The organism is Paraburkholderia sp. GW821-FHT02A12, from assembly GCF_059422005.1.
On record NZ_JBWKWA010000001.1, the window covers coordinates 4,082,188 to 4,105,749 of the forward strand.

The window sequence follows — 23,562 nt, forward strand, 5'->3', positions numbered from 1 at the left end:
GCTTGCTTGTGTCGAGGCGGCGGCTCAAAGGGAAAGGCCCGGCAGACTGTCGTCTGCCGGGCCTTTTTTCTGAGTTGCGCTGTGTTGCTTTGCTTTAGCTGCCTTACTTCGCGCCGGTGTTGTTAGGCACGGCCGTCGCGCAACTCCCTGCGCAGAATCTTGCCGACGTTGCTCTTCGGCAGTTCCGCGCGGAATTCGATGATCTTCGGCCGCTTGTAGCCGGTCAGTTGTTGCTTGCAGTACGCGAAAATGTCCGCATCAGTAAGCGCCTGGTCCTTCTTCACGACGAACAGCTTCACCGCTTCGCCCGAGTGCTGATCCGGCACACCGACCGCAGCGACTTCGAACACGCCTGGCAGCTTCGCCACCACATCCTCGATTTCGTTCGGATAAACATTGAAGCCGGACACCAGGATCATGTCCTTCTTGCGATCGACGATCTTGACGAAGCCGCCTTCGTTCATCAAGCCGACGTCGCCCGATTTGAAGAAGCCATCCAGCGTCATGACCTTGGCCGTTTCGTCCGGCCGGTTCCAGTATCCCGCCATCACCTGGGGACCGCGGATGCAGATTTCACCCGGCTGGCCGAGCGGCACTTCGTTGCCTTCGTCGTCGCGAATCGAGATTTCGGTCGACGGCAGCGGCAAACCGATCGTGCCGCTGTATTCGGTGACGGTGACCGGATTGCAGGTCACGCATGGCGACGTCTCCGACAAACCGTACCCTTCGATGATCGGCGTATGCGTATGCTCGTACCAGCGCTTGGCGACCGCTTCCTGCACCGCCATACCGCCGCCATTTGCGGCGATCAGCTTCGAAAAGTCGAGCTTGTGAAAGTCCGGACTGTTCAGAAGCGCGTTATACAGCGTGTTGACGGCAGGAATCGTCGTGATCGGATAGCCTTGCAGCGACTTGATCATGCCGGGGATGTCGCGCGGATTCGGAATCAGCACGCCAAGACCGCCGGTGCGAATCGTCAGCAGACCGCAAACCGTCAGCGCGAACACGTGATAGAGCGGCAACGCGACGACGGTGATGAATTGATCGATGTCAGTGCGGTTCGCTCGGACCGGATCGAGCCAGATTTCCGACTGCAGCACGTTGGCAATCAGGTTCCGATGCAGCAGCGTTGCGCCCTTGGCCACGCCGGTCGTGCCGCCCGTGTATTGCAGGAACGCAACATCGTCCGGACCTTGCTTGACCGGCTTGAAGCTCTGACGGCCGCCCTCGGCGATTGCCGCGTTGAATTTGACATGCCCCGGCAGACTCCACGCCGGCACCATCTTCTTCACGCGCCGCACGACGAAGTTCACAACGGCGCCCTTCACGCCCATTAGATCGCCCATCGCGGCGACAACGACGTGCTTGACCGACGTATTGCGGACAATCGCCTCCAGCGTGACGGCGAAGTTTTCGAGCAGGATAATCGCTTCCGCGCCGCTGTCCTTGAGCTGATGCTCGAGTTCGCGCGGGGTATAGAGCGGATTCACGTTCACGACCACGTAGCCCGCGCGCAAGATCGCGGCAATCGCGACCGGATATTGCAGCACGTTCGGCATCATGATCGCGATGCGCGCGCCGCGGGCCATACCCTTCAACTGAAACCACGCACCCAGCTTGCTCGAGAGCGTGTCGAGCTCGCCGTAACTGATCTCTTTGCCCATGCAGACGAACGCCGGTTTGGCGCGATGCTCGCGGAAAGCTTCTTCGAGTAGTTCAGCGACGGACGAATAACGGGTCGGATCGATCTCTGCCGGAATGCCGGGCGGATAAGATTTCAGCCAGATTTTTTCCATGCAGTGTCTCCTCCTTTATTTTCGAATGGTCGTGCTAAAAACGCATCGTAGCATGCGGACCCCTTTGCTATTCGCGAAAAACGGCCGGGTTAGACTCCGGCCTCGAACCGGTTGTGGGCGGCAGCGGCGTGATTCTTCGAGCCTTTTCAGGCACGTTCGACCTCGACGAGGCAATCGTAGAACGTGGCCGACCCGCCGAGATCGGTGAGCGCCTGGCTGGTGACCTGGTTGGCGTTGCGGCCGTCGGGCGCGAGTTTCTTCCACCAGATCGACAGCCCGACGACGAGGCCTTCGCGCGCTTTGTCGGTGACACGGGCGCGCGCCTGCATCGAGCCGCGGTCATTGAAAATGCGCACCTGATCGCCGTCGACTATGTTTCGCTGCTGTGCGTCGGCCGGGTGAATGTCCAGGTGCGGCTCGCCTTCCGTCGAGCGCAGGCTTTCGATGTTCACGAAGGTGCTGTTCAGGAAGTTGCGCGCGGGCGGCGAGATCATCGCCAGCGGATAACGCGCGGCAAGTTCCGGCGCACCGTCAGCGGACTCGTAGGGTGGCAAATAATCGGGCAGCGGATCCAGTCCCTGTTGCGCGAGGCGCTCACTGAAAAACTCGCATTTACCAGACGGCGTTCGAAAGCCGCCTTCGGCAAACGGCGCGTCGGGCAGATTCAGCTTCGCCCAGCCCGTCTTCTTCAGCGAATCCCAGTCGACGCCTTCGAGCGCCGCATCGTCCCAGCGGAACGCCGCCTGCGCGACCGTTTCGTCGCTGTCATACAGCGCCGGCTCGTTCAGGCCCATGTGACGCGCGAAGCCGCGGAAAATCTCCGTGTTCGGGCGTGCGTCGCCGACCGGCGCGATCGCCGGCAGATTGACCATTACGTGTGTGTGCCCGTAGGACTTGTGCACGTCGAGATGCTCGAGTTGCGTCGTCGCAGGCAGGAGCAGATCGGCGTAGTCCGCGGTGTCAGTCTGAAAATGCTCCAGCACGATCGTGAACAGATCTTCGCGCGCGAAGCCTGCCGCGACCCGCTCCGAATCCGGCGCCACCGCCACCGGGTTCGAGTTGTAGACGATGATCGCTTCAATCTTGGGGCCGAACGCGGCGTCGCCGGGATGCAGCAATGCGTCGCCGATCGCGTTCATATTGATGACGCGCGATACTTTGGCGGGCCAGCCTGGCATCAGGTCCGGGCGCTGTAACGCGTGCGAATTGACCGGCGCCCATCCCGCCGACGACAGCAACACACCGCCCGCCCGCTCGCGCCACGCGCCCGTTAGCGACGGCAGGCAAACGATGGCGCGCACCGCGTTACCGCCGCCACGCACCCTTTGCAAGCCATAGTTCATCCGGATCGCGGCCTTCTTCGTGCTGCCGTAGAGGCGCGCAAGCTCGACGATCACCTGCTCGTCGACGCTGCAAATTTCAGCGACGCGAGACGGCGGATAGCTGAGCGCGCGGGCCTTCAGTTCCGAAAAACCCAAGGTGTGATCCGCGATGTAGGCATGATCGAGCAGATCCTCCGTGATGAGCACGTTCATCATGCCGAGCGCGAAAGCGCCGTCGGTGCCCGGCTTTATCGCGATGTGCTGATGGCACTTTTCCGCCGTCGACGAGCGGTACGGATCGATCGCGATCAGACGCGCGCCGCGGCGCTTGGCTTCCTGTGCGCGCGTCCAGAAATGCAGGTTCGACGCGATCGGATTCGAGCCCCAGATAAGGATGAGATCACTCTCCGCGAAAAACTCGGTGAGCATGCCGAGGCTCGCCCCAAAAGTGTATTTCAGCCCCGCCGCGCCGGCGGCCGCGCAAATCGTACGGTCCAACTGCGACGCGCCGAGCTTGTGGAAAAACCGTTGCGCAATGCTGTCACCCTGGACCAGACCCATCGTGCCCGCGTAGCTGTACGGCAGGATAGCTTCGGGTGCGCGGCTAGCGATCCGCGACAGACGCATCGCAGCCAGCTCGAACGCCTGGTCCCAACTGATCGGCTCGAAGCGGCCTTCACCCTTGCGGCCGACGCGCTTCATCGCTGTCGTCAGTCGACGCGGATGATGCACGCGCTCGGCATAGCGGCTGACTTTGGTGCACAGCGCGCCTTGGGTCGGCGGATGATCGGGATCGCCGGTGACCTTGATCGCCCGACCGCCTTCGACGGTCACACGCATCGCGCAAGTATCAGGGCAGTCGTGCGGACACACCGCGCGGGCGAATTCGGTCGGAGCATTCATTGGCGATTGATTCACTAGAGCGGTGTGGAAGTAGTCTCGAATTTTACGGCCGCGGCCGCCTGGCCGGTGCGGTGCCGCCAAAAATGCTTCGGCGTAGAATCGGTTATCACCGTGCCCGGGCGAAGGCGCCCCGAGCGATCCCACGCAAAGCAGAGCACAAGCGCATCATCACTCCATCATGAAACTGATTCCCGAAATCCAGGCCGCTCGCGGCGAAATTCAGACCCTCCGACGAACGATTCATGCCCACCCGGAACTTCGTTACGAAGAGACCGCAACGGCGGATCTGGTTGCCAAAAGCCTTGAATCCTGGGGCATCGAAACTCACCGCGGGCTGGGCAAAACAGGCGTAGTCGGCATATTGAAACGCGGCAATGGTTCGCGCGGAATTGGTCTGCGAGCTGACATGGATGCTCTGCCGATTCAGGAACTGAACAGCTTCGATCACCGCTCGCAGAACGACGGCAAAATGCACGCGTGCGGTCATGACGGACATACGGCAATGCTGCTCGGCGCGGCGCGGTATCTGGCAAAGCACGGCGAATTCGACGGCACGATCGTATTCATTTTCCAACCCGCCGAGGAAGGCGGCGCCGGCGCACAGGCGATGATCGACGATGGCCTGTTCACCAGGTTTCCAGTCGACGCTGTGTTCGGCATTCATAACTGGCCGGGTATGCCGGCGGGCCACTTCGGCGTGACTGAAGGTCCGATCATGGCGTCGAGCAACGAATTTCGCATTGAAATCAAAGGCATAGGGTCACACGCGGCGCTACCGCACAATGGCCGCGACCCGGTATTTACGGCTGTACAGATCGCGAACGGTTTGCAGAGCATCATCACGCGCAACAAGAAGCCGCTCGATACTGCGGTGCTGTCGATCACCCAGATTCACGCCGGCGACGCCGTCAATGTCGTCCCGAACGACGCGTGGATCGCTGGCACTGTGCGAACTTTCACGACTGAAACACTCGATTTGATCGAAGCACGCATGCGCAAGATCGCCGAAAGCACCGCCGATGCCTATGAGTGCTCCGTCGACATCCATTTTCACCGTAACTATCCGCCGACCATCAACAGTAGCGAGGAGGCGCGCTTTGCAGCAGCTGTCATGAAGGAGATTGTCGGACCAGAAAACGTCGACGACGCAGTTGAACCGACGATGGGCGCGGAAGATTTCTCTTTCATGCTGCTGGCGAAACCGGGCTGTTATGCATTTCTGGGCAATGGCGACGGCGGCCATCGAGATTCCGGCCACGGAGCCGGGCCGTGCATGCTGCATAACGCGAGCTACGACTTCAACGATGAGTTGCTACCAATCGGGTCGACGTACTGGGTCAAGCTGGCGCAACGGTTTTTGTCGCAAGAATAGCGACAGTTGGGTTGATATTAGGCGACGATGTATGTATCGCCTCGTGCCGCTCTGCCAATTCGAGTGTTACTGAAACGCGCTGTTTGGCCGGTTGGATAGCAACGGCTGCGATGGTTTCCGGAGCCGTAAACGCAGAAACCCCACCGTTCCGGGTGGGGTTTCTGGTGCTGCTGGGGAGCCTGACGATGACCTACTTTCACACGGGAATCCGCACTATCATCGGCGTGGAGTCGTTTCACGGTCCTGTTCGGGATGGGAAGGGGTGGGACCGACTCGCTATGGTCATCAGGCATGACTTGTTGCCGTACTGCGGGGTTTGGGGCCCTGGGCAATACCGCCAATCGGGAAGAAGTAGTGTCTGGTGAGGCTCACCAGCGGGAGTTGTGTTGTTCGAGGCACAACATCGATCTCTCAACCTGTGTGTTCTGCTACCCCATCTGGGGTTCACACGCATCCCCTTCGGGGATCGGACCAGAGTAAGGGCTTTGCATGGGCCCGGAGTAAGTGCTAAAGCACTAACTCCGGCCGACAGCTAAAGCGCTAACTCTGGTCGAGACACACCTGTTATAGGATCAAGCCTTACGGGCAATTAGTATCAGTTAGCTTAACGCATTACTGCGCTTGCACACCTGACCTATCAACGTCCTGGTCTTGAACGACCCTTCAAGGGGCTCGAAGCCCCGGGGATATCTCATCTTAAGGCGAGTTTCCCGCTTAGATGCTTTCAGCGGTTATCTCTTCCGAACATAGCTACCCGGCGATGCCACTGGCGTGACAACCGGTACACCAGAGGTTCGTCCACTCCGGTCCTCTCGTACTAGGAGCAGCCCCCTTCAAATATCCAGCGCCCACGGCAGATAGGGACCAAACTGTCTCACGACGTTTTAAACCCAGCTCACGTACCTCTTTAAATGGCGAACAGCCATACCCTTGGGACCGGCTACAGCCCCAGGATGAGATGAGCCGACATCGAGGTGCCAAACACCGCCGTCGATATGAACTCTTGGGCGGTATCAGCCTGTTATCCCCAGAGTACCTTTTATCCGTTGAGCGATGGCCCTTCCATACAGAACCACCGGATCACTATGACCTGCTTTCGCACCTGCTCGACTTGTCGGTCTCGCAGTTAAGCACGCTTATGCCATTGCACTATCAGCACGATTTCCGACCGTACCTAGCGTACCTTCGTACTCCTCCGTTACACTTTGGGAGGAGACCGCCCCAGTCAAACTGCCTACCATGCACTGTCCCCAGTCCGGATCACGGACCAAGGTTAGAACCTCAAACAGACCAGGGTGGTATTTCAAGGACGGCTCCACGCAAACTGGCGTTCACGCTTCATAGCCTCCCACCTATCCTACACAGATCGGTTCAAAGTCCAATGCAAAGCTACAGTAAAGGTTCATGGGGTCTTTCCGTCTAGCCGCGGGGAGATTGCATCATCACAAACACTTCAACTTCGCTGAGTCTCGGGAGGAGACAGTGTGGCCATCGTTACGCCATTCGTGCAGGTCGGAACTTACCCGACAAGGAATTTCGCTACCTTAGGACCGTTATAGTTACGGCCGCCGTTTACCGGGACTTCAATCAAGAGCTTGCACCCCATCATTTAATCTTCCGGCACCGGGCAGGCGTCACACCCTATACGTCCACTTTCGTGTTTGCAGAGTGCTGTGTTTTTATTAAACAGTCGCAGCCACCAGTTTATTGCAACCCCTTCACCCTTCTGGCGCAGGCCAGTCAAGCTACAGGGGCGTACCTTATCCCGAAGTTACGGTACCAATTTGCCGAGTTCCTTCTCCCGAGTTCTCTCAAGCGCCTTAGAATACTCATCTCGCCCACCTGTGTCGGTTTGCGGTACGGTCTTGTTAAACTGAAGCTTAGAGGCTTTTCTTGGAACCACTTCCAGTTGCTTCATGGCCTAAGCCACTCGTCCCATGCCCTTGAATTGCGCGCCCGGATTTGCCAAAGCGCCTTCTCCAACACAGGAACCGGGACTTCCAACACCCGGACAACCTTCCGCGATCCGTCCCCCCATCGCATTTAACAATGGTGCAGGAATATTAACCTGCTTCCCATCAGCTACGCATTTCTGCCTCGCCTTAGGGGCCGACTCACCCTACGCCGATGAACGTTGCGTAGGAAACCTTGGGCTTACGGCGAGGGGGCCTTTCACCCCCTTTATCGCTACTCATGTCAGCATTCGCACTTCCGATACCTCCAGCACACTTTCCAGTGCACCTTCGCAGGCTTACGGAACGCTCTCCTACCATGCACATTACTGTGCATCCGCAGCTTCGGTATATGGCTTAGCCCCGTTACATCTTCCGCGCAGGACGACTCGATCAGTGAGCTATTACGCTTTCTTTAAAGGATGGCTGCTTCTAAGCCAACCTCCTGACTGTTTTAGCCTTCCCACTTCGTTTCCCACTTAGCCATATTTCGGGACCTTAGCTGGCGGTCTGGGTTGTTTCCCTCTTGACACCGGACGTTAGCACCCGATGTCTGTCTCCCGTGATTGCACTCTTCGGTATTCGGAGTTTGCTATGGCGTAGTAATCCGCAATGGACCCCACAACCATGACAGTGCTCTACCCCCGAAGGTGATACACGAGGCACTACCTAAATAGTTTTCGGAGAGAACCAGCTATTTCCAGGTTTGTTTAGCCTTTCACCCCTATCCACAGCTCATCCCCTAACTTTTCAACGTTAGTGGGTTCGGACCTCCAGTACGTGTTACCGCACCTTCATCCTGGCCATGGATAGATCACCTGGTTTCGGGTCTACACCCAGCGACTGAACGCCCTGTTCGGACTCGCTTTCGCTACGCCTGCCCTAATCGGTTAAGCTTGCCACTGAATGTAAGTCGCTGACCCATTATACAAAAGGTACGCCGTCACCCTCTTTCAAAGGCTCCGACTGTTTGTATGCATGCGGTTTCAGGATCTGTTTCACTCCCCTCCCGGGGTTCTTTTCGCCTTTCCCTCACGGTACTGGTTCACTATCGGTCGATCACGAGTATTTAGCCTTGGAGGATGGTCCCCCCATCTTCAGACAGGATTTCACGTGTCCCGCCCTACTTGTCGTACACCCAGTTCTTCCTCGCTGTTTTCGTCTACAGGGCTATCACCTGCTATGGCCGCACTTTCCAGAGCGTTCGACTAACAGCAAAGATAAAGAGTACAGGCTGGTCCCATTTCGCTCGCCACTACTCTGGGAATCTCGGTTGATTTCTTTTCCTGCGGTTACTTAGATGTTTCAGTTCACCGCGTTCGCTTCTCATGGCCTATGTATTCAGCCATGGATACCTCAAAAGAGGTGGGTTTCCCCATTCGGACATCTTCGGATCAAAGCTCGTTTGCCAGCTCCCCGAAGCTTTTCGCAGGCTACCGCGTCCTTCATCGCCTGTGATCGCCAAGGCATCCACCACATGCACTTGTTCGCTTGACCCTATAACGGGTGTGTCTCACACCTCACCCACTGGGGATGAAGCGTTGCTCACAATCGCTACAGGTTGAGTATTCGTGTTGCGCCGTATTCCAAAGCGATCTTTCGATCACCTTTTCATACATTGATACAATCACAACCCTGATTCACCTACTCAATCACCCATCTCTAAGTGATCTTTCGTGAATCTCTTTACTACTTCTTCCTGATTGTTAAAGAACGACAGCCGATATAAAGCGCCTTGCTTCATACCACTCTGACTGGCTCAATCGCCAATGCCTGTTTCACTACACCGCCAGCATCTTGCGACGCCTGCTGCAGTAAAACCGGCATTGAGGATTGGTGGAGGATGACGGGATCGAACCGACGACCCCCTGCTTGCAAAGCAGGTGCTCTCCCAGCTGAGCTAATCCCCCAGTCATACAGATAACGCAATCTGATAGTCCCGGGGTCTTCACCGGTTAGCTGCAGCCACCGCAGAAACAGTGGTGGGTCTGGATGGATTCGAACCATCGACCCCCGCCTTATCAAGACGGTGCTCTAACCGACTGAGCTACAGACCCCTGAGTCTGTCTGCGTATCTGTCTTAATTTCACAGCCGATAAGCGTGAGCGCTCAACGCGTTGACACGTTAGCTCGAGAAAGGAGGTGATCCAGCCGCACCTTCCGATACGGCTACCTTGTTACGACTTCACCCCAGTCATGAATCCTACCGTGGTGACCGTCCTCCTTGCGGTTAGACTAGCCACTTCTGGTAAAACCCACTCCCATGGTGTGACGGGCGGTGTGTACAAGACCCGGGAACGTATTCACCGCGGCATGCTGATCCGCGATTACTAGCGATTCCAGCTTCACGCACTCGAGTTGCAGAGTGCGATCCGGACTACGATCGGTTTTCTGGGATTGGCTCCACCTCGCGGCTTGGCAACCCTCTGTTCCGACCATTGTATGACGTGTGAAGCCCTACCCATAAGGGCCATGAGGACTTGACGTCATCCCCACCTTCCTCCGGTTTGTCACCGGCAGTCTCCCTAGAGTGCTCTTGCGTAGCAACTAGGGACAAGGGTTGCGCTCGTTGCGGGACTTAACCCAACATCTCACGACACGAGCTGACGACAGCCATGCAGCACCTGTGTTATGGCTCCCTTTCGGGCACCCCCACCTCTCGGCAGGGTTCCATACATGTCAAGGGTAGGTAAGGTTTTTCGCGTTGCATCGAATTAATCCACATCATCCACCGCTTGTGCGGGTCCCCGTCAATTCCTTTGAGTTTTAATCTTGCGACCGTACTCCCCAGGCGGTCAACTTCACGCGTTAGCTACGTTACCAAGTCAATGAAGACCCGACAACTAGTTGACATCGTTTAGGGCGTGGACTACCAGGGTATCTAATCCTGTTTGCTCCCCACGCTTTCGTGCATGAGCGTCAGTATTGGCCCAGGGGGCTGCCTTCGCCATCGGTATTCCTCCACATCTCTACGCATTTCACTGCTACACGTGGAATTCTACCCCCCTCTGCCATACTCTAGCCCGCCAGTCACCAATGCAGTTCCCAGGTTAAGCCCGGGGATTTCACATCGGTCTTAGCGAACCGCCTGCGCACGCTTTACGCCCAGTAATTCCGATTAACGCTTGCACCCTACGTATTACCGCGGCTGCTGGCACGTAGTTAGCCGGTGCTTATTCTTCCGGTACCGTCATCCCCCCGCCGTATTAGGGCCGAGGCTTTCTTTCCGGACAAAAGTGCTTTACAACCCGAAGGCCTTCTTCACACACGCGGCATTGCTGGATCAGGCTTGCGCCCATTGTCCAAAATTCCCCACTGCTGCCTCCCGTAGGAGTCTGGGCCGTGTCTCAGTCCCAGTGTGGCTGGTCGTCCTCTCAGACCAGCTACAGATCGTCGCCTTGGTAGGCCTTTACCCCACCAACTAGCTAATCTGCCATCGGCCGCCCCTGTAGCGGGAGGTCCGAAGATCCCCCCCTTTCCTCCGTAGAGCGTATGCGGTATTAATCCGGCTTTCGCCGGGCTATCCCCCACTACAGGACACGTTCCGATGTATTACTCACCCGTTCGCCACTCGCCACCAGGATTGCTCCCGTGCTGCCGTTCGACTTGCATGTGTAAGGCATGCCGCCAGCGTTCAATCTGAGCCAGGATCAAACTCTTCAGTTCAAACCTGTTACTGTTTTTCGGTCTCTTTCGAGACCGGTCGCTCACTCAACGTACTGACGATGATTACGCCTGTCTCTCAACAGGCAAACCTTCCTCTAATACTGTGTGAGACTTGATACTTTCGCTTGTCCCGGCAGATCCCGAAGGGCCCACCGGCGCGTCGCGCATCAAGCGCCCACACTTATCGGCTGTTAATTTTTAAAGATCGATTCCGCAGTCACTACCGAACCCGCACCGCGTTGCACACCACACCGCAACCACCCGGCACCGCTTCGTTCTGCGTCGCTGCATCAGCAGCAGAGAAACGAGATTATGAAGAACTTTCGCTACGCCGTCAACAGGTTTTTCCAGCTTTTCCAACCTGCCCGCCTCGCTGAAAGCCTTGCCACTGCTGGCTCTCCCGCCTCCCGCGCCCCGTTGTCCGAAGCACGAAAGAGCGAGATTCTAGCGAGCCGGGCGAAGGCTTGCAAGCGTTATTTTGACAAGCGTATTAACGATGCTTGAAAACCGGCTTGCGCTTCTCCACGAACGCAGCCATTCCCTCCTTCTGATCTTCCGTCGCGAAGAGCGAATGGAACAGCCGACGCTCGAAATACACACCTTCGGCTAGCGTGGTTTCGTACGCGCGATTGACCGACTCCTTCACCATCATTACTGCCGGAAGCGGGAATTCCGCGATCGTCGCAGCCGCAGCTATCGCCTCGTCAATAAGAGAAGCAGCGGGAATCACGCGCGAGACCAGTCCCGCTCGCTCAGCTTCTGCGGAATCCATGAAACGGGCCGTCAAGCAGAGATCCATCGCTTTTGCCTTGGAAACGGCACGCGGCAACCGTTGCGTGCCGCCGGCTCCCGGCATGATGCCCAGCTTGATTTCCGGCTGGCCGAACTTCGCGGTGTCGGCGGCGAAAATGATGTCACACATCATCGCCAGTTCGCAGCCGCCGCCAAGCGCAAAGCCGGCCACCGCAGCAATGATTGGCTTGCGGATAGAGCGCACGGTCTCCCAATTGCGGGTGATGTAGTCCCCCTTGTAGACATCCATATAGGAATAGGTCGCCATCATGCCGATGTCGGCGCCGGCAGCAAACGCTTTCTCGCTGCCCGTCACCACGATTGCACCGATCGCGTCATCGGCGTCGAATTCGCGCAGCGCTGCACCCAATTCGTCCATCAGTGCGTCGTTCAAAGCGTTCAACGCCTTCGGGCGATTCAGAGTGACCAAGCCGACTCGCCCCCGCGTCTCAACCAGAATGTTCTCGTAAGCCATGCCGCCTCCTAGTGTGAATGGCACGCAAAAACGCTTCGCGCGGCCGTCTTAATAATGCTAACATTCACCAACCAACCGGTCGGTCAATTATTAGACAGGCTTTTCCCAACATACAACCAAGCCCCTCTGCCATGACACATCCGCTATTCACCAAGCACGAAGCCACGTTGCAAAAGGCACTCACTGCGGTCGAGACGCGCGGCTACTGGAGCCCGTTCGTCGAGATGCCCAGTCCGAAAGTGTACGGGGAAACAGCTAACGCAGACGGCGAAGCCGCGTTCAAGGCGCACCTGAACAAGACTTTCGAATTGGACCAACCGTCGACCGGCGAAAGCGTCGGCTCCGAAGTCTCCCCATTTGGGTTCCCGCTCGGCATCCGCTATCCAAAGGCCGATGCTGACACGCTGATCGCAGCCGCCGCTGCCGCGCAGCGCGATTGGCGCGCCGCCGGCCCACAGGCGTGGATCGGCGTGTGCCTCGAGATCCTCGCCCGCGTGAATCGCGCCAGCTTCGAAATCGGTTACAGCGTGATGCACACAACCGGCCAGGCATTCATGATGGCCTTCCAGGCCGGCGGCCCGCACGCACAGGACCGAGCGCTCGAAGCCGTCGTGTATGCCTGGGATCAATTGCGCCGTATCCCCGCAGACGCCCACTGGGAAAAGCCGCAGGGGAAAAATCCGCCGCTCGCGATGCACAAGCGCTATACCGTCGTGCCGCGCGGCACCGGCCTTGTGCTCGGCTGCTGTACCTTCCCGACATGGAACGGCTATCCCGGCCTGTTCGCCGATCTGGCCACTGGCAACACGGTCATCGTCAAACCGCACCCGGGCGCAATACTGCCGCTCGCACTGACCGTGCGAATCGCACGTGAGGTCCTGCGCGAAGCAGGCTTCGATCCGAATGTCGTCACGCTGCTGGCGACCGAACCGAACGATGGTCCGCTCGTCCAGGATCTGGCCTTGCGCCCGGAGATCAAGCTCATCGACTTCACCGGCAGCACGCAAAACGGCGCGTGGCTCGAACGCAATGCCCATCAGGCGCAGGTCTACACAGAAAAGGCCGGTGTCAACCAGATCGTGATCGACTCGGTCGATGACATCAAAGCCGCCGCCCGCAATATTGCGTTCTCGCTTGCGCTGTACTCGGGCCAGATGTGCACCGCCCCACAAAACATCTACGTACCGCGCGACGGCATCCGCACGGCCGAAGGCACACTCGGGTTCGACGAAGTCGCTCAAGCTATTGCTAACGCCGTGCAAAAACTGGTTGCCGACCCGGCCCGCGCCGTCGAACTGCTCGGCGCGATTCAGAACGAAGGCGTAACCCAGCGCATGGACGAAGCCAGCAAGCTCGGGCGCGTTCTCGTTGAAAGCCAATCGCTCGAACATCCGGCTTTTGCCGGCGCCCGTGTGCGCACACCGGTCATGCTCCAACTGGATGCCGCCACCGACCATGCACAGTTCACCAAAGAATGGTTCGGCCCGATCTCGTTCGTGATCGCGACGGACTCGACCGCGCAGTCGCTCGACCTGGCCGGCGCAATCGCCGCCGAGCACGGCGCGCTGACTCTATCGGTCTACAGCACGAACGAAGCTGTGCTCGAAGAGGCGCACGAAGCGTCGATTCGCGGCGGCGTGGCGCTGTCGATCAACTTGACGGGCGGCGTGTTCGTCAATCAATCGGCGGCGTTCTCCGACTTCCACGGTACGGGCGCGAATCCGGCCGCAAACGCCGCGCTCGCCGACGCCGCATTCGTCGCGAACCGCTTCCGCGTTGTTCAGAGCCGCGTTCATGTTGAACCGAAAGCGGCGCCGGCGGTAGCTGGCTGAGCCGCCTAAGACAAAAGCACGGCCTGCGTCCTATGCCGTTTGGCCGAATGGACCGAGCCGCGCCCCCCAACTAACATGAGACATCGAATTGGCAATTCACGCCAATCCGTCCCAGCAGGAACCTCACATGAACGACGCCTTCATTTGCGACGCGATTCGCACCCCCATCGGCCGTTACGGCGGCGCCCTGAAGGATGTCCGCGCCGACGACCTCGGCGCGGTACCGATCAAGGCGCTGATCGAGCGCAATCCAGAGGTGGACTGGCTCGCGCTAGACGACGTGATCTATGGCTGCGCCAATCAGGCCGGTGAAGACAACCGCAACGTTGCCCGCATGTCGGCATTGCTGGCCGGGTTGCCGACCAGCGCACCCGGCTCGACCCTCAACCGCCTGTGCGGCTCGGGCATGGACGCGGTCGGCACTGCTGCGCGAGCCATCAAGGCGGGTGACGCGCGTCTGATGATCGCGGGCGGCGTCGAAAACATGACGCGCGCGCCGTTCGTGATGGGCAAGGCCAGCGGCGCGTTTTCGCGGCAAGCCGAAATTCACGACACGACCATCGGCTGGCGCTTCATCAACCCGCTGATGAAACGCCAATACGGCGTCGATTCGATGCCGGATACTGCGGAAAACGTCGCTGTCGAATTCGGCATAAGCCGCGCGGATCAGGATGCGTTTGCACTTTCGAGCCAGCAAAAGGCGGCCCGCGCCCAGCGCGACGGCACGCTGGCTCAGGAAATTGTCGGCGTTGAAATTGCGCAGAAGAAAGGCGATCCCGTGCGCGTGACGCTCGACGAACACCCGCGCGAGACTTCGCTCGAAAGCCTCGGCAAGCTCAAGGGCGTGGTCCGCGCCGACGGCAGCGTGACCGCCGGCAATGCATCGGGCGTGAACGACGGCGCCTGCGCACTGTTGCTCGCGAATCAGGAGGCTGCCGATCAATACGGCCTGCGTCGCCGCGCACGCGTGGTGGGCATGGCAACAGTGGGGGTCGAGCCGCGCATCATGGGCATCGGCCCGGCGCCGGCCACGCAAAAGCTGCTGAAACAACTGAGCATGTCGCTCGATCAATTCGACGTGATCGAGCTTAACGAAGCCTTCGCATCGCAAGGGCTGGCGGTTCTGCGCATGCTTGGGCTGCGCGACGACGATCCGCGTGTGAATCCAAACGGCGGAGCGATTGCGCTCGGCCACCCGCTCGGCGCGTCGGGTGCGCGTTTGGTCACCACGGCGCTCTATCAGCTGGAACGAATCAACGGCCGCTATGCGCTTTGCACGATGTGCATCGGCGTCGGCCAAGGCATCGCATTGGCGATCGAACGCGTCTGAGCGCCATCGTCGCGAGCACCGGTCAATGAGACTTTGAGGAGACACCCAATGTCATATGAAGCGATTCGCGTCGATCTCGACGCCGCGAGCCACGTAGCGACCATCACGCTAAACCGCCCGGACAAGCTCAACAGCTTTACGCGCGCGATGCACCAGGAACTGAGCGCCGCGCTCGACCAGGTTGAAGCATCAGGTGCGCGTGCGCTTGTGCTAACCGGTGCGGGCCGCGGCTTCTGCGCCGGCCAGGATCTCGCGGACCTCGACTTCACGCCGGGCGCGATGACCGACCTCGGCGGACTGATCGACGAGCATTTCAATCCGCTGATTCGCCGGCTGCAAGCGCTGCCGTTGCCGGTGATCGCAGCGGTCAACGGCACCGCCGCCGGCGCCGGCGCCAATCTCGCGCTGGCTTGCGATCTGGTGCTTGCCGCCCGCTCAGCCAGCTTCATCCAGGCGTTCGTGAAGATTGGTCTGGTGCCGGACTCGGGCGGCACCTGGTTTCTACCTCGGCGTATCGGCATGGCGCGCGCGTTGGGCCTCGCCGTCACCGGCGACAAACTGAGCGCGGAGAAAGCCGAAAGCTGGGGGCTGATCTGGCAAGCGGTCGATGACACTGAGCTCACCGCTACCGCAGCCAGGCTGGCGACCCAACTTGCGCAGCAACCCACACGCGCCATCGCCGCGATCAAGCAGGCCATGCGCGCGGGTGCAACGCAAACCCTCGACCAGCAGCTCGATCTCGAACGCGATCTGCAGCGTGAACTCGGCGCGTCTCGCGATTACGCGGAAGGTGTGCGAGCGTTCGTCGAAAAGCGCGCGCCGCGCTTCGAGGGCCGCTGATATGTCCACGCAACCGAACCGCCCGGTCCAAATGACGCCGGACGAACTCGCCCACGCAACCGCCGCCGCCATGTACGAAAACGACGCGTGCAGCCGTGCGCTCGGACTTGAAGTGGAGGAAGTGCGCGCCGGATATGCGCGCTTGCGCATGACTGTGCGCGACGACTTCCTGAACGGCCATCGGATCTGCCACGGCGGCCTGATTTTCACGCTCGCGGATTCCGCGTTCGCTTTCGCCTGCAACACCTACAACATCAACACGGTTGCGGCCGGCTGCTCGATCGAGTTTCTGCGACCGGTCAAAGGCGGCGACGTGCTGACTGCTGAAGCCATCGAGCAAACGCTGAGCGGCCGCACCGGCATCTACGATATCCGCGTGACGAATCGCGCCAGGGAAACCGTGGCGATGTTTCGCGGCAAATCGGCGCAAATCAAAGGCCACCTGATTCCTACGGGTGACGGAAAGGTGCATGGATAGCAGCCCGTCACCCGACTTTCGCGCACGAACGCGCACCGCATATCAGACTCAAGCATTGAGGCAGCAAGGAGACATTCGATGACCACCGCCCTCCCTCTCGATCCCATCGAGACCGCCAGCCGCGACGAACTTGCCGCGCTCCAGCTCGAACGGCTCAAGTGGTCGCTGAACCACGCCTATAAGAACTCGCCGGTTTATCGGCACAAATTCGACGAAGCGGGTGTCCACCCGGGCGATCTGAAGACCCTCGCGGACCTGTCGCGTTTCCCCTTCACCACCAAGAAGGATCTGCGCGACAACTATCCGTTCGGCATGTTCGCCGTACCGCAGGAGCAGATTTCGCGGATCCACGCGTCATCGGGTACGACGGGCAAACCGACCGTCGTCGGCTACACCGCGCGCGATATCGATACATGGGCGAATCTCGTGGCGCGTTCGATCCGCGCCGCCGGTGCGAAGCGCGGCGACAAAGTACACGTGAGCTACGGCTATGGCCTCTTCACCGGCGGCCTCGGTGCACATTACGGCGCCGAACGCGCGGGCCTGACGGTGATCCCGTTCGGCGGCGGCCAGACCGAAAAGCAGGTGCAACTGATCCAGGATTTCCGCCCGGACATCATCATGGTGACGCCGAGCTACATGCTCTCGATCGCCGACGAACTCGAGCGGCAAGGCGTCGATCCGGCCACTTGCTCGCTGCGCATCGGCATCTTCGGCGCGGAGCCGTGGACCAACGACATGCGCCTGGCGATCGAAAAGCGCATGGGCATCGACGCGGTCGATATCTACGGTTTGTCCGAAGTGATGGGGCCCGGTGTGGCGTCGGAGTGTGTCGAAACCAAAGATGGCCCGACCATTTGGGAAGATCATTTCTATCCCGAGATCATCGATCCCGAAACCGGCGAGGTGCTGCCGGACGGCGAACTCGGCGAACTGGTGTTTACGTCGTTGACAAAGGAAGCGCTGCCGATCGTCCGTTACCGGACACGCGATCTGACGCGCCTCTTGCCAGGCAGCGCCCGCACCATGCGTCGGATGGAAAAGATCACTGGCCGTTCAGACGACATGATGATCGTGCGCGGCGTCAACGTGTTCCCGACGCAGATCGAAGAATTGCTGCTCAAGCAGCATGCCCTCGCGCCTCACTACCAGATCGTGCTGACCAAGGAAGGTCCGCTCGACGTGTTGACGCTGAACGTCGAACCCTGCCCGGAAGCGGCGCCGGACAGGGCCGCGCTGAACACGGCAAAGCAGGCGCTGACCTATGACATCAAGGCGCTGATCGGCGTCAGCGCGATAGTCAACGTGCTGGCAGTGAACGGGATCGAGCGTTCGGTGGGCAAGGCGCGTCGAGTGGTCGACAAGCGGACATCCGGACTCTAGGCTTGCGAACGGCGGCTGGTGTCTGCGCGACTGCAAAAATGCACCAGCCGAAGCAGCACGCCGTAGCAGCAGATAAAGCAAGGGCGGCGTCTCCAACCAGGAAATGCCGCCCTCAGGCCGCTACCGCCGAACCATCAGGAATTCGGCAGCAACAACCACATCCGGCCACCCTGCTTCATCTTGCCGGCCAGATCTCCGGCATCGTCGCCGAGACCCCAGAAGTAGTCGGCGCGCACACCGCCTTTGATCGCGGACCCCGTGTCCTGCGCAAAGACGAGGCGATTCATCGGCGAGTTCGTCAACGGACGCGTGGTCTGCAAAAACACCGGCGTACCGAGGGGAATCGAAGTCGGATCAACCGCAATCGACCGCTCCGGCGTCAGCGGCACGCCGAGCGCGCCAACGGGGCCGTCGGCGCCGCCGGTCGGCACGCTCTCGCCGGACGGCATTTCGCGGAAGAACACGAAGCGCGGATTCGTGTCGAGCAGCGTGTCGACCCGTGTCGGATTAGCGCGCGCCCATGCCTTGATGCCCTGCATGGTCGCCTGCGCCGGCGTGAGCTCACCGCGATCGAGCAGCCACCGTCCGATCGACTTGTACGGCTGATTGTTCGTGCCGCCAAAGCCGACCCGCATCACGCTGCCGTCTTCCATCACGACGCGTCCGGACCCTTGCACCTGCAGGAAGAACGCTTCGATCGGATCGTCGACCCACACCAGTTCATTGCCGTTGAGCACGCCCGCGCGCTCGAGTTGCGCACGCGCCGGCAGCGGTGCGCCCGCGCGATAACCGGACGGCCAGCGATACAGCGCAGTCTGGTACACGCCGTGCCGCGTGCGCGATCCGCGCAGCAACGGCTCGTAGTAACCGGTGACGAGACCGTCGAGTGTGCCGTCGTTATTGGCTAGCTGGAAAGGCGTGAAATAGGCCTCGAAAAATGCACGGGCGGTGGTGACGTCGAGATCGTCGATTTGCGAAGCTGCCGCACATGCGCGCGCCCAGTTCGGTTGGCGCGCCAGTCTCACGCAGTTTTGCCGCAGCGCGGCCGTCGCGCCGATCAACGAGTCGTCCTGCCAGCCCGGCACCTGCTGCCAGGCCACTGCTGTGAGCCGCGCCGGGGCGATCTGTCCGGGTATGATCGCGGCGCCTGTGGGCGGCGAAACCGAAGGCCTGACCGCGCCGCCGCCACCGCAGGAAGCAAGCATGACAGCAACCGAAAGCGCCCCGAGCCATGCTCCGGCCGTGCGGACAAAACGCATACAATGTTCGTTCTTGATGGAAACCGCCATGTCTGATCTGTTCGACGAATACCCGATGCTCATCTTCGCGCTGGAATCGCTCCTCGCGCTCTTCCTGCTCGTCTTTATCGTTGTGTGGACGTCATCCGGCAAGAAAAAAGCCGCGCGCGCCAACAACAGTAGCGAACAGCAAAAGCAGCAAAAACCGCAGTGAAGCTGCACAGTAAAGCTTTTTAAAGACCGCTGGACGCGCCCCCGGTTCAATGCAACGTGCGCGGCATGCGCAGGATGAACTCGGGCACGGGCGCGTCGAAGCGCTCGCCGTCCTCCGCCACGCAAAAATACTCGCCGCGCATTGTGCCGACGGGCGTAGCGATCACCGCCCAACTCGTATATTCGAACTGCTCACCGGGTTTGAGCAGCGGCTGATGGCCGACCACGCCAAGGCCTTTCACCTCCTGCACGTTCTTGTCGCTATCGGTGATCACCCAGTGGCGCGCAATCAGTTGCGCAGGCACCTGGCCGTTGTTACGGATAGTCAGCGTGTATGCGAACGCATACTGGCGGCGCTCCGGGTCCGACTCTTCGGGCAGATACTGCACCTGCGCCGAGACGCTGAATTCGTACTGGCTCATCCTGATTCCGGTCTGATGAAACGGCGCTGGAAAATCGCTGGGAAGCCCGAATGCCAATGGTTTGCGGGCACATTGGCGATCCGGCGCTTATGGTTTGGCATTCTGCTTGATGCGCGGCACGCCCGCAACCGGACAAATCCCTTCGGCCAATGGCGGTTAAGGCGTTTTGTCGCTTTTAGCATGCAATCCGGAACCGGCATCGAACCGCCCGCTATCGGGTTCCCAGTCGCACAAACCGGTAAAATGGCGCTTTCCCGCTTGCATCCGCCCCTGCCATGACGCAATTCCGCATCGCTCCCAGCATCCTGTCCGCCGATTTCGCCCGCTTGGGCGAAGAAGTCCGCAACGTCGTCGCCGCCGGCGCCGACTGGATTCACTTCGACGTGATGGACAACCACTATGTGCCGAACCTGACGATCGGCCCGCTCGTCTGCGAAGCGATCCGCCCGCACGTGAACGTGCCGATCGACGTGCATCTGATGGTGCGTCCGGTCGACCGCATCGTGCCGGACTTCGCCAAGGCCGGAGCGAACCTGATCAGCTTTCACCCGGAAGGCTCGGACCATATCGACCGCACGCTGTCGCTGATTCGCGACCACGGCTGCAAGGCCGGCCTCGTGTTCAATCCGGCCACGTCGCTGAATTATCTGGATCACGTGATGGACAAACTCGATCTCGTGCTGATCATGTCGGTGAATCCGGGCTTCGGCGGCCAGTCGTTCATTCCTGAAGCGCTCAACAAGCTGCGCGAGGCACGCAAGCGCATCGACGCGTACAAGGAAAAGACCGGCCGCGAGATTCATCTCGAGGTGGACGGCGGCGTTAAAGTCGACAACATTGCCGGGATCGCGGCGGCCGGCGCGGACACATTCGTGGCCGGCTCGGCGATCTTCGGCGCGCCGGATCACAAGGTTGTGATCGACGAGATGCGCGCCGCACTCGCCAACGTTCAGCACTAAATATGACGACTGCGTTCCCTGCCCCGACTTTCACCGGCCCGCGCCTGCAAGCCGCGATCATCGACCTCGACGGCACGATGATCGATACCGCCGACGACTTCACCGCCGGCCTGAACGGCATGCTCGCGCAACTCGACGCGACGGAAACCTCGCGTGAGGAAGTGGTTGGGTATGTCGGCAAGGGTTCGGAGCACCTGATCCGCAGCGTGCTGGCGCCGCGTTTCGAAGCGGACCATGCGCAAGACCGCTTCGACGAGGCGCTCGCCATCTACCAGGTGGAATACGCGAAGATCAACGGCTTGCACACGCGGCTTTTTCCCGACGTCGAAGCCGGCCTGATCTCGATGCGCGATGCCGGCCTCAAGCTCGCCTGCGTGACCAACAAGCCGCACCGATTCGCCGTGGAACTGCTGCAGCAGTACGGGCTCAGCCAGTATTTCAGCGTCGTGCTCGGCGGCGACAGTCTGCCGAAAAAGAAGCCGGATCCGCTGCCAATGCTCACGGCGGCGGCCCAGCTCGGCGTCGCGCCGCAAGCCACCGTCGCCATCGGCGATTCGGAAAACGATGCGCTGGCGGGCCGCGCCGCGGGCATGGCGACGCTGACGGTGCCGTACGGCTACAACCACGGCCAAGCTATACAAACAATAAAATCCGATGGTATAGTTGCCTCGCTACTCGACGCCGCCAAGGCAATCGCAGTGCACCATTCCACGACTTGAAAAGTCCTTCATCCTCATGTTTCTGAATAAAAAACGGAGTCTGATTAGCATCGACCGGGGAGCCTGGCCCTGGCGTCGCTGGTCGCGCTAACCTCGCCTGAGGTACGCTGAAGCTCGTCTTCGGCAACCGTTTTTTACTTCGCTGCGCTCACGCGTATTTTCCATCCCCTTGTATCGCTGCATCGGTTGATTCGGCCAACGTGTACCCATAAGGTATCGCTATGTGCTGGAACCCCTTGCACGCGTCGATGGGAAACTCGCGCCGGTCGGTATCATCGTGTCTACCAGACGAACCCACGCCTGACCGGCCGCGCAACGCCCCGCTTTGTCCGACGCACGCTGCCGCCGGACCTATGAACAGGATCGGAACATGACCGAACTCGAATTCCAGTCCCTCGCCAATGAGGGCTTCAACCGCATTCCGCTGATCGCCGAAGCGCTCGCCGACCTCGAAACGCCGCTTTCGCTCTACCTGAAGCTCGCGCAAAGCGAACGCAACGGCGCCAACTCGTTCCTGCTGGAATCGGTGGTGGGCGGCGAACGCTTCGGCCGCTATTCGTTTATCGGCCTGCCGGCGCGCACCTTGCTGCGCACCCGCAACGGCGTGTCGGAAGTCGTGCGCGACGGCAAAGTCGTCGAAACGCATGAGGGCGATCCGCTCGAGTTCATCCAGCAATTCCAGAGCCGCTTCAAGGTCGCGCAACGCCCGGGGCTGCCGCGTTTCGCGGGCGGCCTCGCCGGTTACTTCGGCTACGACGCGGTGCGCTACATCGAGAAAAAGCTCGCGCACACCGCGCCGAAAGACGATCTGAACCTGCCCGACATCCAGTTGCTGCTGACCGAAGAAGTCGCGGTGATCGACAACCTGGCGGGCAAGCTCTATCTGGTGATCTACGCCGACCCGACGCAGCCCGAAGCCTACACGCGCGCCAAACAGCGTCTGCGTGAATTGCGCCAGCGCTTGCGCTCGACCGTGCAGCCGCCGGTTACGTCGGCGAGCGTGCGCACCGAGACTTACCGCGAGTTCGCAAAAGACGATTATCTGACCGCAGTGCGCAAGGCGAAGGAATACATCGCCGCCGGCGAACTGATGCAAGTGCAGGTCGGCCAGCGCCTGACCAAGCCGTACCGCGACAACCCGCTGTCGCTGTATCGCGCGCTGCGTTCGCTGAATCCGTCGCCGTATATGTATTACTACAACTTCGGCGACTTCCACGTGGTTGGCGCGTCGCCGGAAATTCTGGTGCGCCAGGAAAAGCGCGGCGAGGATCGCATCGTCACGATCCGGCCGCTCGCCGGCACGCGTCCGCGCGGCAATACGCCGGAACGCGATGCGGAACTCGCCACCGAACTGCTAAACGATCCGAAGGAAATCGCCGAGCACGTGATGCTGATCGACCTCGCGCGTAACGACGTGGGCCGCATCGCGCAGATCGGCTCGGTGATCGTCACCGACAAGATGGTGATCGAAAAGTACTCGCACGTGCAGCACATCGTGAGTTCGGTCGAAGGCAAGCTGAAACCCGGCACCACCAATTTCGACGTGCTGCGCGCCACCTTCCCGGCCGGCACGCTGTCCGGCGCGCCGAAGGTTCGCGCGATGGAACTGATCGACGAGCTGGAACCCGTGAAGCGCGGCCTGTACGGCGGAGCGGTCGGCTATCTGTCGTTCACCGGCGAAATGGATCTGGCGATCACGATCCGCACCGGCGTAATCGCGAACGGCAATCTGTATGTGCAGGCGGCAGCGGGTGTGGTCGCGGATTCGGTGCCGGAATCCGAATGGCAAGAGACCGAGAACAAGGCGCGCGCCGTGTTGCGCGCTGCCGAACAAGTTCAAGACGGCCTCGATAGCGACTTCTGACCGGAG

Annotated in this window: 15 protein-coding genes, 2 tRNA genes and 3 rRNA genes; 10 read left to right on the plus strand and 10 right to left on the minus strand. The window is 60.1% G+C overall.

Annotated elements, in window-relative coordinates; all coding sequences use genetic code 11:
• Positions 1 to 122: 122 nt before the first annotated feature.
• Positions 123 to 1,796, minus strand: coding sequence for a long-chain fatty acid--CoA ligase (locus tag AC07WT_RS18750; RefSeq protein ID WP_494948069.1), 1,674 nt, complete (start codon positions 1,794 to 1,796; stop codon positions 123 to 125).
• A gap of 146 nt (positions 1,797 to 1,942) precedes the next feature.
• Entirely contained in the window at positions 1,943 to 4,021 is a 2,079-nt protein-coding gene (locus tag AC07WT_RS18755; protein WP_494948070.1) for a molybdopterin-containing oxidoreductase family protein, read from the minus strand.
• 178 nt (positions 4,022 to 4,199) lie between these two features.
• On the opposite strand from AC07WT_RS18755, the gene AC07WT_RS18760 reads away from it, so the two are divergent.
• Positions 4,200 to 5,393, plus strand: coding sequence for a M20 aminoacylase family protein (locus AC07WT_RS18760; protein ID WP_494948071.1), 1,194 nt, complete (start codon positions 4,200 to 4,202; stop codon positions 5,391 to 5,393).
• A gap of 177 nt (positions 5,394 to 5,570) precedes the next feature.
• Here the strand turns inward: AC07WT_RS18760 and rrf are convergent.
• The 6 genes from rrf to AC07WT_RS18790 all read right to left on the minus strand — a co-directional run bounded on the left by rrf (position 5,571) and on the right by AC07WT_RS18790 (position 12,278).
• Positions 5,571 to 5,683: ribosomal RNA gene (gene rrf, locus AC07WT_RS18765) — 5S ribosomal RNA — on the minus strand.
• A gap of 278 nt (positions 5,684 to 5,961) precedes the next feature.
• Positions 5,962 to 8,842 (minus strand): 23S ribosomal RNA (locus AC07WT_RS18770).
• Positions 8,843 to 9,179: 337 nt separating this feature from the next.
• Positions 9,180 to 9,255 (minus strand) — tRNA-Ala (locus AC07WT_RS18775).
• Positions 9,256 to 9,325: 70 nt separating this feature from the next.
• Positions 9,326 to 9,402, minus strand: a tRNA-Ile gene (locus AC07WT_RS18780).
• 78 nt (positions 9,403 to 9,480) lie between these two features.
• Positions 9,481 to 11,011 (minus strand): 16S ribosomal RNA (locus tag AC07WT_RS18785).
• The 16S, 23S and 5S rRNA genes sit together here with 2 tRNA genes alongside, the layout of an rRNA operon.
• Positions 11,012 to 11,501: 490 nt before the next feature.
• The gene (locus AC07WT_RS18790) at positions 11,502 to 12,278 is read right to left on the minus strand and encodes an enoyl-CoA hydratase (protein ID WP_494948072.1); all 777 of its coding nucleotides are present in this window, start codon (positions 12,276 to 12,278) and stop codon (positions 11,502 to 11,504) included.
• A 131-nt stretch (positions 12,279 to 12,409) separates the two neighbouring features.
• Between AC07WT_RS18790 and paaN the strand changes: the two genes are divergently transcribed.
• From paaN to paaK, 5 genes are all read left to right on the plus strand, one after another.
• Positions 12,410 to 14,110, plus strand: coding sequence for a phenylacetic acid degradation protein PaaN (gene paaN / locus AC07WT_RS18795; RefSeq protein ID WP_492592259.1), 1,701 nt, complete (start codon positions 12,410 to 12,412; stop codon positions 14,108 to 14,110).
• Positions 14,111 to 14,237: 127 nt separating this feature from the next.
• Positions 14,238 to 15,440, plus strand: coding sequence for a 3-oxoadipyl-CoA thiolase (gene pcaF / locus AC07WT_RS18800; protein WP_494948073.1), 1,203 nt, complete (start codon positions 14,238 to 14,240; stop codon positions 15,438 to 15,440).
• A gap of 48 nt (positions 15,441 to 15,488) precedes the next feature.
• A complete protein-coding gene (gene paaG, locus AC07WT_RS18805; protein WP_494948074.1) occupies positions 15,489 to 16,280 on the plus strand; it encodes a 2-(1,2-epoxy-1,2-dihydrophenyl)acetyl-CoA isomerase PaaG in 792 nt (263 codons plus the stop codon).
• Between the two features lies 1 nt (position 16,281).
• Complete coding sequence (paaI, locus tag AC07WT_RS18810) at positions 16,282 to 16,758, plus strand: hydroxyphenylacetyl-CoA thioesterase PaaI (RefSeq protein ID WP_494948075.1); 477 nt, start codon at positions 16,282 to 16,284, stop codon at positions 16,756 to 16,758.
• 78 nt (positions 16,759 to 16,836) lie between these two features.
• Positions 16,837 to 18,141, plus strand: a complete 1,305-nt coding sequence (gene paaK / locus AC07WT_RS18815) for a phenylacetate--CoA ligase PaaK (protein ID WP_494948076.1) — start codon at positions 16,837 to 16,839, stop codon at positions 18,139 to 18,141.
• A 134-nt stretch (positions 18,142 to 18,275) separates the two neighbouring features.
• On the opposite strand, the gene mltA is transcribed toward paaK, so the two are convergent.
• Complete coding sequence (gene mltA, locus AC07WT_RS18820; RefSeq protein ID WP_494948077.1) at positions 18,276 to 19,400, minus strand: murein transglycosylase A; 1,125 nt, start codon at positions 19,398 to 19,400, stop codon at positions 18,276 to 18,278.
• Between mltA and AC07WT_RS18825 the strand changes: the two genes are divergently transcribed.
• Positions 19,345 to 19,593: a hypothetical protein gene (locus AC07WT_RS18825; protein ID WP_494948470.1), complete on the plus strand. Its 249-nt coding sequence runs from the start codon at positions 19,345 to 19,347 to the stop codon at positions 19,591 to 19,593. The genes mltA and AC07WT_RS18825 overlap by 56 nt on opposite strands.
• Before the next feature lie 46 nt (positions 19,594 to 19,639).
• Here the strand turns inward: AC07WT_RS18825 and apaG are convergent, their stop codons facing one another.
• A complete protein-coding gene (gene apaG, locus AC07WT_RS18830) occupies positions 19,640 to 20,014 on the minus strand; it encodes a Co2+/Mg2+ efflux facilitator ApaG/CorD (RefSeq protein WP_492592252.1) in 375 nt (124 codons plus the stop codon).
• Positions 20,015 to 20,289: 275 nt separating this feature from the next.
• Between apaG and rpe the strand changes: the two genes are divergently transcribed.
• The 3 genes from rpe to trpE all read left to right on the plus strand — a co-directional run bounded on the left by rpe (position 20,290) and on the right by trpE (position 23,556).
• Positions 20,290 to 20,973: a ribulose-phosphate 3-epimerase gene (rpe, locus tag AC07WT_RS18835; RefSeq protein ID WP_492592251.1), complete on the plus strand. Its 684-nt coding sequence runs from the start codon at positions 20,290 to 20,292 to the stop codon at positions 20,971 to 20,973.
• A gap of 2 nt (positions 20,974 to 20,975) precedes the next feature.
• On the plus strand, positions 20,976 to 21,692 hold the full coding sequence (locus AC07WT_RS18840) for a phosphoglycolate phosphatase (RefSeq protein WP_494948078.1): 717 nt from the start codon (positions 20,976 to 20,978) through the stop codon (positions 21,690 to 21,692).
• 370 nt (positions 21,693 to 22,062) lie between these two features.
• Positions 22,063 to 23,556, plus strand: coding sequence for an anthranilate synthase component I (gene trpE / locus AC07WT_RS18845; RefSeq protein WP_492592249.1), 1,494 nt, complete (start codon positions 22,063 to 22,065; stop codon positions 23,554 to 23,556).
• The last annotated feature ends 6 nt before the right edge of the window (positions 23,557 to 23,562 follow it).